This is a genomic window from Streptomyces violaceorubidus, from assembly GCF_000717995.1.
GTDB lineage: Bacteria > Actinomycetota > Actinomycetes > Streptomycetales > Streptomycetaceae > Streptomyces > Streptomyces violaceorubidus.
The window spans coordinates 17,649-32,761 of sequence record NZ_JODM01000044.1 but is presented as its reverse complement, the minus strand read 5'-3'; the positions used below and the strand labels follow the sequence as shown (position 1 = coordinate 32,761).

At 75.0% G+C, this 15,113-nt stretch carries 11 protein-coding genes and 1 pseudogene; 3 read left to right on the top strand and 9 right to left on the bottom strand.

The window, feature by feature from the left end; genetic code table 11:
* Positions 1–868: RICIN domain-containing protein (locus IE94_RS0131950; RefSeq protein WP_030191313.1), on the top strand; the 868-nt coding region annotated here is incomplete at its 5' end.
* A gap of 21 nt (positions 869–889) precedes the next feature.
* Here IE94_RS0131950 and IE94_RS0131945 read toward each other — a convergent pair.
* The 3 genes from IE94_RS0131945 to IE94_RS0131935 all read right to left on the bottom strand — a co-directional run bounded on the left by IE94_RS0131945 (position 890) and on the right by IE94_RS0131935 (position 4,577).
* Positions 890–2,989: an ATP-binding protein gene (locus tag IE94_RS0131945; RefSeq protein ID WP_078606647.1), complete on the bottom strand. Its 2,100-nt coding sequence runs from the start codon at positions 2,987–2,989 to the stop codon at positions 890–892.
* Between the two features lie 5 nt (positions 2,990–2,994).
* Complete coding sequence (locus IE94_RS0131940; RefSeq protein WP_030191310.1) at positions 2,995–3,672, bottom strand: Pvc16 family protein; 678 nt, start codon at positions 3,670–3,672, stop codon at positions 2,995–2,997.
* 194 nt (positions 3,673–3,866) lie between these two features.
* Entirely contained in the window at positions 3,867–4,577 is a 711-nt protein-coding gene (locus IE94_RS0131935; RefSeq protein WP_030191308.1) for a helix-turn-helix transcriptional regulator, read from the bottom strand.
* Between the two features lie 309 nt (positions 4,578–4,886).
* On the opposite strand from IE94_RS0131935, the gene IE94_RS0131930 reads away from it, so the two are divergent.
* Positions 4,887–8,411, top strand: coding sequence for a helix-turn-helix transcriptional regulator (locus IE94_RS0131930; RefSeq protein ID WP_030191302.1), 3,525 nt, complete (start codon positions 4,887–4,889; stop codon positions 8,409–8,411).
* A gap of 25 nt (positions 8,412–8,436) precedes the next feature.
* Here IE94_RS0131930 and IE94_RS0131925 read toward each other — a convergent pair whose 3' ends face one another.
* The 4 genes from IE94_RS0131925 to IE94_RS0131910 all read right to left on the bottom strand — a co-directional run bounded on the left by IE94_RS0131925 (position 8,437) and on the right by IE94_RS0131910 (position 13,204).
* Positions 8,437–9,318 (bottom strand): aminoglycoside phosphotransferase family protein, encoded by an 882-nt coding sequence (locus tag IE94_RS0131925; RefSeq protein ID WP_030191300.1) that lies wholly within the window; start codon positions 9,316–9,318, stop codon positions 8,437–8,439.
* 48 nt (positions 9,319–9,366) lie between these two features.
* The gene (locus tag IE94_RS0131920; protein WP_030191298.1) at positions 9,367–10,869 is read right to left on the bottom strand and encodes an MFS transporter; all 1,503 of its coding nucleotides are present in this window, start codon (positions 10,867–10,869) and stop codon (positions 9,367–9,369) included.
* A 68-nt stretch (positions 10,870–10,937) separates the two neighbouring features.
* The gene (locus tag IE94_RS0131915; RefSeq protein WP_030191296.1) at positions 10,938–11,918 is read right to left on the bottom strand and encodes a zinc-binding dehydrogenase; all 981 of its coding nucleotides are present in this window, start codon (positions 11,916–11,918) and stop codon (positions 10,938–10,940) included.
* A 125-nt stretch (positions 11,919–12,043) separates the two neighbouring features.
* On the bottom strand, positions 12,044–13,204 hold the full coding sequence (locus tag IE94_RS0131910) for an NAD(P)-binding protein (RefSeq protein WP_030191294.1): 1,161 nt from the start codon (positions 13,202–13,204) through the stop codon (positions 12,044–12,046).
* 159 nt (positions 13,205–13,363) lie between these two features.
* Here IE94_RS0131910 and IE94_RS0131905 point away from each other — a divergent pair, with 159 nt between their 5' ends.
* A complete protein-coding gene (locus IE94_RS0131905) occupies positions 13,364–14,068 on the top strand; it encodes a pentapeptide repeat-containing protein (RefSeq protein WP_106978113.1) in 705 nt (234 codons plus the stop codon).
* Positions 14,069–14,131: 63 nt separating this feature from the next.
* Here the strand turns inward: IE94_RS0131905 and IE94_RS41340 are convergent.
* Together IE94_RS41340 and IE94_RS0131900 are read right to left on the bottom strand one after the other, a co-directional pair.
* Positions 14,132–14,295 (bottom strand): annotated as a pseudogene (locus tag IE94_RS41340) (DUF397 domain-containing protein).
* Between the two features lie 64 nt (positions 14,296–14,359).
* Positions 14,360–15,109, bottom strand: a complete 750-nt coding sequence (locus IE94_RS0131900; RefSeq protein WP_030191289.1) for a hypothetical protein — start codon at positions 15,107–15,109, stop codon at positions 14,360–14,362.
* Between the last annotated feature and the right edge of the window lie 4 nt (positions 15,110–15,113).

The following is a 15,113-nucleotide window of genomic DNA, read 5'->3' as shown; positions in this document are numbered from 1 at the left end:
GGCGGTGCGCCGGTCGGGGGTGGATCCGACCGAGGTCGAGGGGACGTATATCCAGCGGGGGTTTCTGCCGCGTTGGCTGGCGACGTTCTTCGGGATCTTTCTGGCGTTGGCGATCGCGTTCGTGATGATCTGGATCGCGTACAAGCCGCAGGTGCGTACCAGCGCCACCGAGCAGACCGAACAGGCCGGTGCCGCCCTCGCGCCCAGCCCGAGCGCCACACCGGAAGCCCTTCCGAGCACCGCCGAGTCCGCGCCCGCCCAGGAGTCGCCGGTGCTTCAGCCGCCGGCCACGCAGGAGCCGGAGAAGGACACCGGAGGCGACGGGGACAAGGGCGGTGGCGGTGGCGGTGGCGAGTCCAAGAAGCCGACCGTGAAGCCGGTGGTCCCCGCCCAGGACATCCTGCTGCGGAACACCGTCAGCCACATGTGCGCCGAACTCCCCGGCCGGGAGAAGGGCGTCCCCGACGGGCCCGTCCAGCAGGCCGTCTGCGACGACACCGACGGGGACAACCAGATCTGGGACCTCGAGGTGAAGTACGACAAGGGCGGCCCCGGCGGGGCGCCGCTCTTCCAGATCCGGAACATCAAGGACAGGTTCTGCATGGACCTGCCCGACCACGGGGCCGCCGCCGTGGGAACGGCCGTCACCGAATTCCACTGCGACAGCACCACCTCGACCGACAACCAGCTCTGGTGGGTCGACAAGCAGGAGAGCGGGGCCTACTGGATCCGCAACTTCTCCAGCAACCAGAAGTGCCTCGGCGTGGAGGGTACGAACGGCGGCGCCCTCTTCTCCAAGCTGGTGCTCGACAACTGCAGCAACGTCGACGACCAGGAGTGGGAGATCATCCACCCGAAGAAGGACTGAGGGACCGGGCGGTCCCGGCGGTCACCAGCCGCCTTCCCCCGGGACCAGTCTCCCGGCCTTGCGGTACTCACGGCGGGCGCCCTCCAGGAGGTCGTCCGCCGTCACCATGTCGTCGCGTCCGGCGGCGAGGTACGCGGCCGTGACCACCGCGCTGCGGATCGAACCGCCGGCCAGCTCGAACTCCCGGGCCAGCGGCTGCGGGTCGATGCCGTCGGCGGACGGCACCCGCGACAGGCTGTGGCGCCACAGCGCCAGCCGCTGGTCGGGATCCGGGAACGGGAAGTCGACCACCAGGTCCAGGCGGCGGGTGAACGCCTCGTCGATGTTGGCGCGCAGGTTGGTGGTGAGCAGGGCGATGCCGTCGAAGGACTCGAGGCGCTGGAGCAGGTAGGCGCTCTCCATGTTGGCGTACTTGTCGTGCGCGTCCTTGACCTCGGAACGCTTGCCGAAGACGGCGTCCGCCTCGTCGAAGAGGAGTACGGCGTCGGTGCGGTCGGCCTCCGTGAAGATCCGCTCCAGGTTCTTCTCGGTCTCGCCGACGTACTTGTCCACGACGGACGACAGCTGGACCACGTACAGGTCCAGGCCCAGGTCGGCCGCGACCACCTCCGCCGACAGGGTCTTGCCGGTGCCGGACTCGCCCGCGAACAGGCCTAGGACGCCGCGGCCCCGGCCGCCGCCCGCGCTGAGCCGCCAGTCGCCCAGGACCCGGTCGCGGTGGCGGGCGCGCAGGGCCAGCTCGCGGAGCTGGACCAGGGGCTTGTGGGGCAGCACCAGGTCCTGCCAGTCCACGTCCGGCCGGATCCGGCGGGCGTGGCTCTCCAGCCCGGAGGCCGACTGCCGCCGGGCGGCGAGCCGGACGTGCTCGGCGTCGACCGGGGTGCCGTCGAAGGCGGCGAGGGTCTGGGCGGTGCGCGCGGCCCGCTGGATGCGGTCGCCGCCGAGCCGGTACGGGGCGACGGCCGTGGCCAGGTCGAACCCGTCGGCGTCGGCGCCCAGCGCGGCCCGCCAGGCGGCCACACCACCGGCCCGGCGGCCCGGGGCGTCCAGGACGAGCGGGTCGGCCGGTGCCCAGTGCGGGTCGTAGGGGCGCGGGTCCGCCATGAGGACGGTGACGCCGGTCGCGGCGGTCAGCGCCCGCACCAACGGGCCCGGCTTCTCGGGCAGGCCCGACACCACGATCGCCCGGCCGCCGAGGCGGGCCTCGCGCAGCAGCTCGGGGACGTGGTCCGCGGGGTCGGTGCAGCGCAGCGCGGCGATGCCCGCGGCGTCCAGGACGGTGGAGAGGGCGGCCAGGCCGTCTCCCTCGCGCGGTTCGCGCAGGTAGGCGGTGAGCGGGCCGTTCCGCAGCCGGGCGGTCAGGCGGCGCACGAACGCGTCGTCGCCCGCGGCGGGCAGCGGGTCCGGCATCGGGAGCAGCAGGCCGAGGAGCGCCGCGTCGGGGGTGTCGTCGCCGAGGAGGTGGCCGACGAGCCGGTCCGAGACGCGCAGCGAACGGCTCAGGAAGGGGCGCTCGGGTTCCTCGACCTCCAGCAGGCCGAGGGCGCGCAGCGGGGCCGAGCTGTGGAACCGGGCCCGGGCCGTCGCCACGTGCGCGGGCACCCCGCACAGGTCGAGGGCGAGGCCCACGGTGGCGCGCCGGCGGCTCACGTCGTTGTTGAGGTAGCCGTAGAGCGGCTCGAAGGTGCGGTCGACGTCGGGGGCGAGGGCGACGAGCAGGACGGCGGTGTCCAGCTCGGTCAGCCGCGCCGTCCCGGCCAGCCGGGCCAGCCGGTCCCCGGGGCCGCCCTGAGTGCCCCGGGAGACGGGCTCCAGGGGCACGGCCGCGGGTCCGGCGTCGGCTGACGGCCAGGTGCGCAGCAGGTGGTGGACGGCCTCGTCGGGCAGGTACAGGCCGCGCAGCGGGTCGTCGGCCGTGGGGTCGTCGGTGGTGCGGTGCTCGACCAGCGCGCTCACCCGTTCCCGCAGGACGCCGAGCCGGGCGAGCAGCGCCTGGCCGGAACCGCCGGGTGGCGCGGCGACCGGTGTGGCGGTTCCGGTTCCGGTTTCGGTGCCGGTGCCGGCACCGGGGGTGGGGGCGGAGGCGGAGGCGGCGGGAGTGTGGGTGTTCGCGGTCGTCACTGTCGTCACTGTCGTTTCGTGCGGCCGTCCGTCACGGCCTTGCGGGCGGCGCGGCCCGCCGCCACCTGGTGCGGCCGGTGCGAGCGTCCCTCGGACATCGGCGGGTCGCCCTCCCTGCCGCCGATCCGGACCGTCGCGCCCTCGGTGACCGGGGGCCCGGCGTCGTAGTCGGGGTAGGCCGGGAAGGGCACCGTCACCACCAGGTCGAGGGACGGCTTCAGTTCGCCGCCCAGGGCGGACCAGATCTCGGCGAGGGAACGGGACTCGGTCTGGACGCCGGCCACCGTCATCGGCACGGGAAGGCCCATCGAGCCGAGCGCGCCGGGGAGTTCGTAAGGGGGCAGCTGCTCGCGGGACAGCAGCGTCGCCAGTACGGCGGACAGCAGCCGGTGTTCGTCCTGCGGGGTCTTCGTCCAGGCCGTCACCAGGTACGACAGCCGGAACCAGCGCGGCGGCCGGCGGCGTTTGACGACGATGTCGTCCTGGTCGCGCACCGCCACCTGACCGCGGTGCCGACGGCCCACGTCCTCGCGGATGTCGTACAAGTAGGCGTTGACGACAGGTCCGTTGCGCCGGGCCGACCAGTCACGGGTGGGTGCCTCGAAGGCCACGTCGATGCCCGAGTCCGTCAAGGCCCCGCTCTTGAGGAGGGCCTTGAGGACCTCGTCCACCTCGTGGATCACGCTCGCGCTCCTGCCCTGGCCGCACTTGAGTCCGTACGGCTCGCCCGCTGCCGCCGGTCACCGGTGGCCTCCACCGGTGCCCGTCACCGATCGTTCCTCCGGTCCGTCCCGGTCGCACGCGCGCCAGGGACGACGGCCGGGCACGATGCCCTGCCCGTAGGGACCGAAGGGCCCGCTCTCGATTGCCCGTTCGGTCAGATGTAGCCTTCCCGCAGGGCATAGGCCACGGCGTGGGCGCGGTTGCGCAGATGGAGCCGCGTCGTGAGTCCGTGCATGACGTTCTTGACCGTGCGTTCGGAGTAGGACAACTTGCCGGCGATCTCTCCGGTGTCGAGACCCTCGGCGACCAGCCGCAGGACGTCCACCTCTCGGGGTGCGAGGCCCAGCGAGGGGGCGCCGGGGCGGCCCGCCGCGCCCCGGTGCAGGGTGCCCACCTGGCTGATGAGCCGGCCCAGCAGGTCCGCGGGCAGGTCGCCGTCGCCTCGGGAGGCGGCCAGCACGGCCTGCACCAGCCGGTGGGCGGTGGCCTCGTGCCGCCAGACGATGGCACCGACGCCGCACTCGACGACGTCCAGCAGTTCGCTCTCCCGGATCGCGCCGATCACCAGTACGGCCCGCGCGCCCTCGCTGCGCACGATCCGGCGCAGCCGGGTGAGCGCGGCGTCGTCGAGCGCGTCCTCGATGAGCAGGGCCACCGTGCCGGGCCCCGACTCCTCGCGCAGGTCGATCTCCGGGTGCCGGCGCAACTGGCTGACCGCGCCCTCGCGGCTGATCGGGTCCGGAGCGGACACCGCCACCGGCACCCGCCGGTCGACGACGCCGACCGCCTTCCCGGTCCCGTGGGCGGCGGCGGTGGACGTGGTGGACGCCATGGATGTGGTGGTGTTCCGGGGTGAGTTGAGCATCCGTTTCCCCCCTGTTCACGTGCCCGCCGTCCAGCACAGGCCGGTAGCGGATGTGCGTCTTCCACACTCATGGGGCTGCTGGGACTTCGCAATCGTGGAGCACCACGAGGCACACCACGAGACCAGCGCGCCGACCGCCACGAGGGGCCACCGCGCGGGCGTCCCGGCAGGTCGGCGGGGTACCGCGAGGGGGAGGCGGCCCGTGGGGAGTGCCGCGCGCCACCGTGACCCGCGCCACTCGGCACCACCGTTCACCGCGGACGCTCGTCTCACCCACCGGGGGAGCACCGTCCACCACAGGAGGCACCGATGACCGGACCGCTCCGTGAACGCGACGACGCCCGCGCGCTGTTGGCCGCCGAGATCGAGCGCGCACGGGCCGGCACCGGCCGCCTCGTCCTGCTGCGCGGCGCCACCGGCACCGGACGCACCGCCGTGCTGGAGACCGCCGCCCGGCACGCCGAGGACCGCGGCCTCAGGGTGCTGCGCGTGCGCTGCTCGCCCGAGGACACCCCGGTGCCCTTCGCCATGGTCCTCCATCTCCTCGGCCCGGTACCGGAGTTCACCGACATGACGCCGGGCGGCGACGACCGGGGCAGCGCGGCCCGGCTGTGGCGGCTGCTGCGCTCGTACGCGGCGAAGGGGCCGGTGGTGGTGGCGGTCGACGACGTCCACCTCGCCGACGACCCCTCGCGCCGCTGGCTGACGGAGGCGGCCCGGCACGTCGACCACTTACCGGTCCTGCTGGTCGCCACCGAGCGCAGCCAGTACGACGTCGAACCGCGGCCCGCCGGACTCACGCAGGCGCTGTCGCCGTCCCTGGTGCGCACCCACACCCTCGCCCCGCTCAGCGACGCGGCGGCGGCCGGGCTGGTCCGCGACGCCTTCCCGGCCGCGTCGGCGCGGTGGGTCGAGGAGTGCGTGCGGGCCGGGGCGGGCAGTCCGCTGCTCCTGCACGCCCTGCTGGACGACCTCGGCGGCACCCCGCAGCCCGACGGCGTCCCGCCGGTGCCGGAGAGCTGCGCCGCGCTGTACCCCGGGTCGTACCCGGCCGCCGTCTCCTGGTGGCTGAGGAGCGCGGGCCCGGCGACGGCCGACGTGGCCCGCTGCCTCGCGGCCCTGGAGCAGGCCTGGCCCGCGGGCCCGCCGCGGCACCGGGCCGCGCTTCGGTATGCCCTGCCGCAGCAGCGGACGTCGTCGTCGGCCGCCGAGTACGGTCAGGCGCCCCCGTCGGACGGTGTGTACCGGCAGGCGTCGCCGTTGGAAGGCGCGTACGGGCAGGCGTCGCCGCTGGGCGCCACGTACGCGCAGGCGTCGTCGGTCGCCGAGTACGGTCAGGCGCCGCCGTCGGACGGTGTGTACCGGCAGGCGTCGCCGTTGGGCAGCGCGTACCGAACGGCCCCGTCGTTCGACACCGCGCGCCGGCACCCCCACGAGCCGGTGGCGGCGCGGACGCGGGGGCCCCGGGACATCGCCCCGGGCTGCCGGGACGTGTGGAGCGCGGACCCGGGGGGCGGCGGCGCGGATCCGCGGACACCGCTGTCCGGCCGACCCGGCCCCGGCGCCGAGCCCCCGGAGCACGGCCCCTACCCGCACCCCGCCGAGCCCGCCGACCAGTTGCCCCACCCGTTTGGCCCGTTTGGCCCGTCCGGCCCGTCCGCGCCGTGGGGCCCGGCGCATCCGGTCGACGACCTCTACGACGCACATGACTCCCACGACTCCCACGACTCCTACGACTCCTACGACCCGTACGGCCCGCACGACGAACGGCCGCCGTCCGCCCCCGGCGCCGCCTACGGCCGTACCGATCCGCCCGCGCACGCGCCGCACCGGACGACGCTGTGGCGCACCCCCTCCCCGCCCCCCGCGCAGGGGTCGGCCGGTGACCCGGTCGACGTGCTCGCCGAGGCGGCCGGGGCCGATCCCGCGCGGATCGAGGGCTGGCTCGCCGCCATGACCCGGCTCGGGCTGCTGCGCCCCGACGCGGGTGACCGCCCCCGCTACGCGCACCCGCTGCTGCGCGACGCCGTGCTGAGCGGCTGGCCCCGGCCGCGCCGCGAGGCCGTGCACCGGGCGGCGGCGGAGGCGATGCTGCGCCGCGGCGACCGGGTCGAGGCGGTCGCCCGGCACCTGCTGCGCACCCCGGCCGTCGGCCGGTCCTGGACACTGCGCGTCCTGCGCGACGCCGTGACCGTCGCCGTGCACGACGCACGGCCCGCCGACGCCGTCAGGTACCTGCGCCGGGCCCTGGACGAGCCGCTGACGGACGGCCTCCGGCAGCGCCTGCTGACCGAACTGGGGTCCCTGGAGTACGCGTCGGCCGACACTCCGGCCGCCATCGCGCGGCTCGCCGAGGCCCAGCACCTGCCGGCCGACCCCCGCAACCGGGTGCGCACGGCCGTCGCCCTCGGCACCGCCCTGGCCGGCCGCGGCGAGATCCGCACCGCGATGGAGGTGCTGCGCCGCACCGAGGGCCGGCTGTCCGGCCACCCGGGCCTGGCCCGCACCCTGCAGACCGCCACCGCGCTGCTGTCCGACGAGGACCTGGCCACCCGGCAGGAGGTGTACCGCTGGCTGTCCGAGACCGGCCGGCACTCCCCGGAACTGGTCGGCACCGCCGGACAGGCCCTGCTGGTGCGCTACGCGGCGACGGCCGCGCTGATCTCCGCCGACGAGGCGATGACCCGGGTACGGGACCTGCTCGCCCAGCCCACCGACCCGCTCGCCGAACCCTTCCTGCTCGGTACGGCCGCCGCGGTCGCCCAGTGGGCCGACGAACTCGACGAGGCCGAACGGCTGGTGGAACGCGGCCTGGCCGGACAGCACCCCGCCCTGCTGCACCCGATGCAGCACGCGCTGCTCAACACCCGCGCCGACATCGTCGCCGCCCGCGGCGACCACGCCCGGCTGCTCGCCCTCGCCGCCGAACCCGGGCCCGGCGCGGGACCCGGCCCCACCAACCGGGACGCCCACGCCCTGATGGCCCTCGTCCACACCGGCCGCACCGACGAGGCACTGCGCCACGCCGACCGCTTCGACCTGCGCGAGGTCCCGGAGAACTGGGAGCTGAACCGCTACCTGTACGCGCGGGGCGTGCTGCGCGCCGCCACCGGTGACACGGCGGGCGCCCTGCACGACTTCCTGGAGTGCGGGCGCCGCCAGGCGGCCCGCGAGGTGGTCAGCCCCGTCGTCACCCCGTGGCGGACCGCCGTCGCGGAGTGCCGGCTGGCGCTGGGCGGCGGCCCCGAGGCGCTGGCCCTGGCGACGGAGGAACTGCGGCTGGCCCGGGTGTGGAACACCCCGCGCACCGTGGGCCGCGCCCTGCGCGTGCTGGGCACCGCGACCGGCGGGCGCCGCGGGCTGGAACTGGCCGAGGAAGCCGTACGGACCCTGCGGGACGCCCCCGCCGACACCGACATGGAGCTGATCCCCGCGCTGCTCGCCCAGGGCCGCCAGCTCCTCGACGCGGGCGAACGCGGACGCGCCCGGGCCCGGCTGCGCGAGGCGGCGGAACTGGCCGAACGCAAGGGCGCCCTGCGCTGGCTCACCCTGGCCGGGCAGGCCCTGCGCGAGGGCGGCGCCCGCGGCTCCGCGGCGTCCCGCACCGGCACGGGGGCGCTGACCGGCAGCGAGCGCCGGATCGCCGAACTGGCCGCCGACGGCCGCACCAACACCGAGATCGCCGACCTGCTGCACCTCGCCCGGCGGACCGTGGAGACCCACCTGACCAGCACCTACCGCAAGCTGCGGATACGGCGCAGGACGGAGCTGCCGGGCGCGCTGGAGCGCGGCGCGCGCCCGGAGCGGGAGCCGCACCCCGACACCCGGTGCTGAGGACGGCCGGTGACGGGCGCGGGCCTCACAGGGCGCGCAGCAGCCGCCCGATCTCGATCTGCTCCGTCTCCAGCGGGTCGCCGTCCTCGACGTTCCACAGGCTGTTCTGCAGCACCCGGCCGAGGGACCAGGCGCGGGCCCGCTCCCGGTCGAGGCCGAGGACATCGGTCAGGGCGTCGAAACGCCAGCGGGTCTCGCCCGGGTCGTAGCGGTTGGCCAGGGCGGGCAGCAGGTCGAACCCGGGGTCGCCGGCCAGCGGCTTGGGGTCGATGGCCAGCCAGGGGGCGCGGTCCGCGGCGAGGACGTTCTCGTAGTGCAGGTCCCAGTGCAGCAGCCGGTCGCCCGGCTCGTCGACGACCTCGCGCACGGCCGCGGCGCAGTCGGCGACCAGCCGCCGGTCCGCCGGGTCCGGGATGCGCTCCAGGGTGTGGGGCGTCCGCTCCAGCATGCCCCGCGCGATGTCCCCGAGGCGGCGCACACCGGGCGGCGCCGGGGTCGCGGTGAGGTGCGCGAGCAGCCGGGCGAGGACCAGGACGGCCTCGCGGGAGTCCTCGACGTGGCTGAGCATCCGGCCGGAGTCCAGGCGCTCCAGGAGCATGGTCCCGGTGGCCGCGTCGTGGTCGAGCAGCCGCACCGCGCCGTCCCCGTCCCACACCCGCAGGGCGACGGGCTCGCCCTCGGTCTCGTGGTCGAGGAGCTGGAGCTTCAGCACGGCCTCGGTGCCGTCGGCGCGCACGACCGGCAGCACCAGCGCCGCCCAGCCGTGCATCGACGGCCCGTCCAGCCGCAGCCCCCACCGCTCCAGGAACCCGGCCGCCAGCGCGGGCAGCCCTTCGACGAAGGCCCGCCCCGCCTCCCCGTTGTACTTCGCCTGTGCGGTCGCGAGTTGCTCGGGTACGTCGATCACACCGCCGGACGCTACCGGCGGGCGCCCGCGCGGTCACGCGGATATCCCTCAGCCCACCGGCTCCCGCACCGCCCGCTCCGCCGGCAGCCCGTGCTTGGGCGCCTTCGCCGTCACCATCACGCCCGCGATCAGCCCCGCCAGCAGCATGATCCCGGCCGCCACCCAGATCGCGACCGAGTACCCGTGCACGATCCCCTCCCGCACGATCAGCTCCCGCTGGGCGGGGTTCGTCAGGTGCGCCGTGATCCACGACGCGCTGGTGCTGGTCGCGATGGTGTTCAGCAGCGCCGTGCCGATCGAGCCGCCCACCTGCTGCGAGGTGTTGACCGTCGCCGAGGTCACGCCGGAGTCCTTCGGGGCGACCCCGGCGGTGGCCGTGGAGAACACCGGCATGAAGGTCAGGCCCATGCCGAGGCCCATCAGGAGCAGCGCCGGGAGGATCTCGGAGACGTACGCCGAGTGCACGGTGATCCGGGTGAGGATCACCATCCCGCCGGAGGCGAGGAGCATGCCGGGGACCATCAGCATGCGCGGGCCCACGTGCGGCAGCAGCCGGGCCGAGATCTGGGTGGAGCCCACGACGATCGCGGCGGTCAGCGGCAGGAACGCCAGGCCGGTCCGCACCGGGGAGTAGCCGAGGATGACCTGGAGGTAGTAGGTCATGAACAGGAACAGCCCGAACATGCCGATGACCGCCAGCATCATGGTCAGGAAGCAGCCGGCGCGGTTGCGCTCCCGGATGACGTGCAGCGGCAGCAGCGGCGTCGCGGCCCGGGACTGCCACCACACGAAGGCGGCCAGCAGGACCACGGCCAGCGCGAACAGCGCCAGCACCAGCGGGTCGCTCCAGCCGCGCGGCTGGGCCTCGCTGAAGCCGTAGACGAGGGCGACGAGACCGCCGCAGCCGAGGATCACGCCGGGCACGTCGAGACGGACGTCGGCGTGGCCGGGCCGGTCGTGCAGCAGGGCGAACGCGCCGATCACCGCGACGACGGCGATCGGGATGTTGACGTACAGGCACCAGCGCCAGTTCAGGTACTCGGTGAGCACGCCGCCGACGATGAAGCCGATGGCGGAACCGCTGCCGGCCAGCGCGCCGTAGATGCCGAAGGCCTTCCCGCGTTCCTTCGGGTCGGTGAAGGTCGTCGTCAGCAGGGACAGCGCGGACGGCGCGAGGAGGGCGGCGAAGACGCCCTGGAGGGCGCGGGCGCCGAAGAGCATCACCGAGCTGGTGGCGGCGCCGCCGATCGCGGAGGCGGCGGCGAAGCCGATCAGTCCGATGACGAAGGTGCGTTTGCGCCCCACCAGGTCCGCGACCCGCCCGCCGAGCAGCAGCAGGCCGCCGAAGGCGAGGGTGTACGCGGTGATCACCCACTGCCGGTTGGCGTCGGACATGTCGAGGTCGCGCTGGGCCGACGGCAGCGCGATGTTCACGATCGTCGCGTCGAGGACGACCATCAGCTGGGCCAGGGCGATCACCACCAACCCCCACCAGCGGCGGGGGTCGGCCTCCGCAGGCGCGGCGGGTTCACCTGTCCGGGAGCCACTCATCTGGCCAGAAGAGCACGGATCGGGACGTATCGCATCCCGTTGTGCGGGCCCGTGCCGCCCGTCGTCGGTCATGGCTCCAGGACCACCTTCCCGGTCGTTCCCCGGTTCTCCAGGGCGCGGTGCGCGGCGGCCGCGTCGGCGAGCGGGAAGCGCCGCACGGCCGGGGCGAGCCGGCCCTCGGCGGCCTCGGCGAGGGCGCGCAGTTCGAGGGTGCGTACGGGGTCGGCGCCGCCCGTCTTCGCCATCATCACCGGGCCCAGCACCTGCTGGGAGACGCCGTCGACGAGGTAGGGGGTGCCCTCGTGCAGGCCCTGGCCGGACCAGCCGAAGACCAGGTGCCGGCCGCCGGGTCCGAGCAGGGCGACGGCCTCGCGCGCCACGTCCCCGCCGACGCCGTCGAAGACGACCGTGGCCGCCCTGCCGCCCAGGTGGGCGCGGACCCTCGCCGGCCACCCGGGGTCCCGGTAGTCGACGGCGAGATCGGCGCCGTTCGCGGCGACGAGCGCGGTCTTGTCCGGGCCGCCGGCGAGGCCGACCACCGTGGCGCCGGCGTTCTTCGCGTACTGCACCAGCAGCGTGCCGATGCCGCCCGCGGCGGCCGGGACCACGGCCACCGAGCCGGGGCCCAGCTCGGCGAACTGCGCGATCCCCATCGCCGTGCGCCCGGTGCCGATCATGGCGACGGCCTGGGCGAAGTCCAGGTTCGCGGGGATCTCGTGGACGCGGGCGAGGTCGGTGACGGCGAGTTCGGCGTAGCCCCCGGGGGCGAAGCCGAGGTGGGCGACCACGCGCCTGCCCAGCCAGCGCTCCGGCGTGCCCGCCCCGAGGGCGTCGACGACGCCGGCCACCTCCCGGCCGGGGATCGTGGGCAGCTCGGGAAGGACCGGCGCCGGGCCCTGGAAGCCCTCCCGCAGGGCGGTGTCGAGGAGGTGGACGCCCGCAGCGCGGACGGCGACGCGGACCTGGCCGGGGCCCGGCGCCGGATCCTCCACCTCGTCCAGGACGAGGTTCCCGGCCGGGCCGAAGGCGTGCAGACGGATGGCGTGCATGACGGTCCCCCAGGGAAGGAGCGGGCTCGCTGCGAGCCGCTGCGAGCTGCTGCGAACTGCTGTGAGCCACTGCGAGCCGCTGTGAGCCGCTACGGGTTGCTTGTGCGTCCTGCCACCCAACGACCTCAAGCGTGCTTGAGGTCAAGCTCGCGGCGGCCGAGGGCGAGGGAGACCGCCGTCAGGGCACTGTTGAAGGAGACCTCGGAGAGCAGACCGGGCGAGGCGACCTGGTCACCGGCGAGGTACACGCCGTCGCCGCGGTCGACGGCCGGCCGGTCGCGCCAAGTGGTGCCGGGCAGGTCGACGGCGCCGGTACGGCCGTTCGCGACCGCCTCGCGCCGCCAGGTCAGCCGCTCGCGCCAGCCGGGGAAACCGAGGTCGAGCAACTGCTCGGCCCGTGCGGTGCCGTCGGCCTTCGACTCGTGGGGGGCGAGGGGGATCTGTCCCTGGACCAGCTGCTCGCCCGCCGGCGCGAGCGTGCGGTCCTGCGCCGTGAACCGCTCGATCCACCCCGGCGCGTCCAGGTCGGAGACGGCGAAGGCGTCGCCGCGCCGGGTCCGCAGGGCCAGGTCGACCAGGGTGGTGCGGCCGCTCGGCCAGGTCAGCGAGGGGTCGTCCAGCAGGCGGCGGGCCGCGTCGAGGGAGGTGGCGACGATGACGGGGGTATCGGTGGGCAGCGTGTCCACCCGGGAGAGCGTCTCCATCCGGACCCCGAGGTTCCAGGCCAGGGCGGCCATCCGGTCGACGACCCCGCCCCAGCCGCCGCGCGGGTAGTGCGCCTCGGGCGGCAGCTTGGCGGCCCGGCGCAGCCGCTCCTGCACGAAGGCCGCGGACAGCGAGCCCGGATCGTGGTGGAAGAGGGCGACCGCGCAGTAGTGGGCGGCGGCCCGCGCCCCCTCCTCGCCCGCGATCCCGGTCGCCCAGGTCAGGAAGTCGGTGTCGACCGGCGCCGGCCCGACACCCCGGCGCAGCAGCTTCAGCATGGCGAACGGCGGGGTGCGGCGCAGCGCCCCCTTGTGCCGCAGCCGCAGCCGGGCCGCCTCCAGCGGCGGGATGGGTGCGAGCGGGCCGATCAGGTCGCGCCGGCGCAGCCAGGCCCAGTGCGGGCCGCCGTTGTAGAGGGCGTGCGGGCCGTCGTTGGTGCGGTAGGGGCCGTCGGCGGTCCGGGCCCGCCCGCCGAGCGTGTGGTGGGCCTCGTGGACGGTGACCTTGGCGCCCGCCTCGGCGGCGGTGATGGCCGCGGTCAGTCCGGCGAAGCCGCCGCCGATGACGGTGATGCGGTGCATGGCTCGGGTTCTCCCTCGGGTCGGGTCGCGGGCCGCCGTGCGCGGCGCCTGTCCTGCCCGTACGACGGCCGCGGGGGCACCGGATGTGACGTGCGGCCCGGAGAAGAGGTGTTCCCGCAGGTCGGCGAGGTTGTCAGTGGCGGGGTGCAGCATGGGGCCATGGCGAGGAGAACGGCGGGCACGGCGGGCGGGCGCGGTACGACGACGGTGCGCGGGGCGAGGCGCCCGGAGCTGCGGCTGCCGCCGCTGGAGCCGTGCGCGGACGGTGGCGCACTGGAGCCGGACGGGGACTACGACGCGCTGGACTTCCGGGAGGCGGACCTCACCGGCCAGGACGGCGCGGGCGCCCGCTTCATGGACTGCGCGCTGACGGGCTGCGCGCTGGACGAGGCGTCGCTGCCCCGGGCCCGGCTGCTCGACACCCGCCTCACCGGCGTGCGGGGCGTCGGCACGAATCTCGCGGAGGCGACCCTGCGCGACGTCGAGCTGCTCGACGCCCGCCTCGGCGGCACCCAGCTGCACGGCGCCGTACTGGAACGGGTCCTGATCCGGGGCGGCAAGATCGACTATCTCAATCTGCGCCGGTCCCGCCTCAAGGACGTCGTCTTCGAGAGCTGCGTCCTGGTCGAGCCCGACTTCGGGGGCGCCCGCCTGGAGCGGGTCGAGTTCGTGGACTGCGCCCTGAAGGACGCCGACCTCAGCGCGGCCACCCTCACCGACGTCGACCTGCGCGGCGCCGCCCCCCTGGAACTGGCCCGCGGCGTGGACCGACTCGCCGGCGCGGTGATCACCCCCGCCCAACTCCTCGACCTGGCCCCGGTCCTCGCGGCGGAGCTCGGGGTGCGGGTGGTGGGGCAGGGGTAGAGCCCCGGCCCCCGCCAGTACGGTGACGAGGGCCGGTAGCTCAGAGCCGATCGCGGGCGCTGGTCACCCGTGCAGCTTGGCGAACTCCACGAGCCCGGGGGGTCCCTCACGGGGCAGGGACAGGAGGGGACCGTTCGCATCCCTCCTGTCACGGACCAGGAACTCACCAGTGGCCGCCGCGTGCGCGGGGCCCACTGGATGCACTGGCCACCTTCACCAACGGCCATCGGCCGACCGCATGCGGCTGCACGTCGGCCCCGGTGGGCAGCACCTCACCTGGGTGTGACCGCTTCAGACGTCGCCCTCGTTGCCAGTCGAGGCCGAGATGTCTCGTGTGGACACCTTTGCTTCGGTGAGGGCCCGCTTCCCGAGATCGCCGAACAACACCATCGTGGTGGCGGCCAGGACGTCGTCCCTGCCGACGGTCCGCCGGTCTCCCGTGCGGGTGGATAGGGTCCCGAGGACATCCTTGGGGAACGGGGGCGCGGCCGCTTCGTCCGGTGTCCCCAGGACGACCGTGCCGAAGCGTGTGACCCCGCCCTCGCGGACGACCGCGGCCGCGCTCCGGGCGAGGTCCGTCAGGAACACGCTCGCGATGCCGTCCAGGTCGCGGACCATCGCCGGGACGGCCGTCGCACCCCGGCTCCGCAGCAGCTTCCTGACCCCGGCCTCGAACCGGTGGGCTCCGGCCACGGCACTTGGGGTGCGCGGTCCCCTGCGCCGACGAAGGGGGACGAGGGCACCGTCGGCGTCGTACAGTTCACCGGTCCGAGATCGGAACGTCGGGCTGTGGACGTACCACGTGCCCCCCACTTCCAGCTCGACGTCGCGGTCGGTCGCCGAGATCAGGTCCCCGGGTATCAGCTTCCTCCGGGACTGCTCCGCCGCCACCCTCCGCGTGCCGTCGATGATCTCCGTCAGCACCGTCCGCGTCACCGACGCGGCGGCCCGCGCGGCCGACCGGGAGACGTGCAGCGGGGTCACGTCCCGGAACACCGCTTTGACGAGGGAAGGCTTGAACGGCGCGGGCTCTGCGGTCATCGGA

Coding starts and splice junctions, on each gene's coding strand:
- IE94_RS0131905 (WP_106978113.1), top strand. CDS start 13,364: ATGGCGAGGAGAACGGCGGGCACGGCGGGCGGGCGCGGTACGACGACG.
- IE94_RS0131915 (WP_030191296.1), bottom strand. CDS start 11,918: ATGCACGCCATCCGTCTGCACGCCTTCGGCCCGGCCGGGAACCTCGTC.
- IE94_RS0131910 (WP_030191294.1), bottom strand. CDS start 13,204: ATGCACCGCATCACCGTCATCGGCGGCGGCTTCGCCGGACTGACCGCG.
- IE94_RS0131920 (WP_030191298.1), bottom strand. CDS start 10,869: ATGAGTGGCTCCCGGACAGGTGAACCCGCCGCGCCTGCGGAGGCCGAC.
- IE94_RS0131935 (WP_030191308.1), bottom strand. CDS start 4,577: ATGCTCAACTCACCCCGGAACACCACCACATCCATGGCGTCCACCACG.
- IE94_RS0131930 (WP_030191302.1), top strand. CDS start 4,887: ATGACCGGACCGCTCCGTGAACGCGACGACGCCCGCGCGCTGTTGGCC.
- IE94_RS0131900 (WP_030191289.1), bottom strand. CDS start 15,109: ATGACCGCAGAGCCCGCGCCGTTCAAGCCTTCCCTCGTCAAAGCGGTG.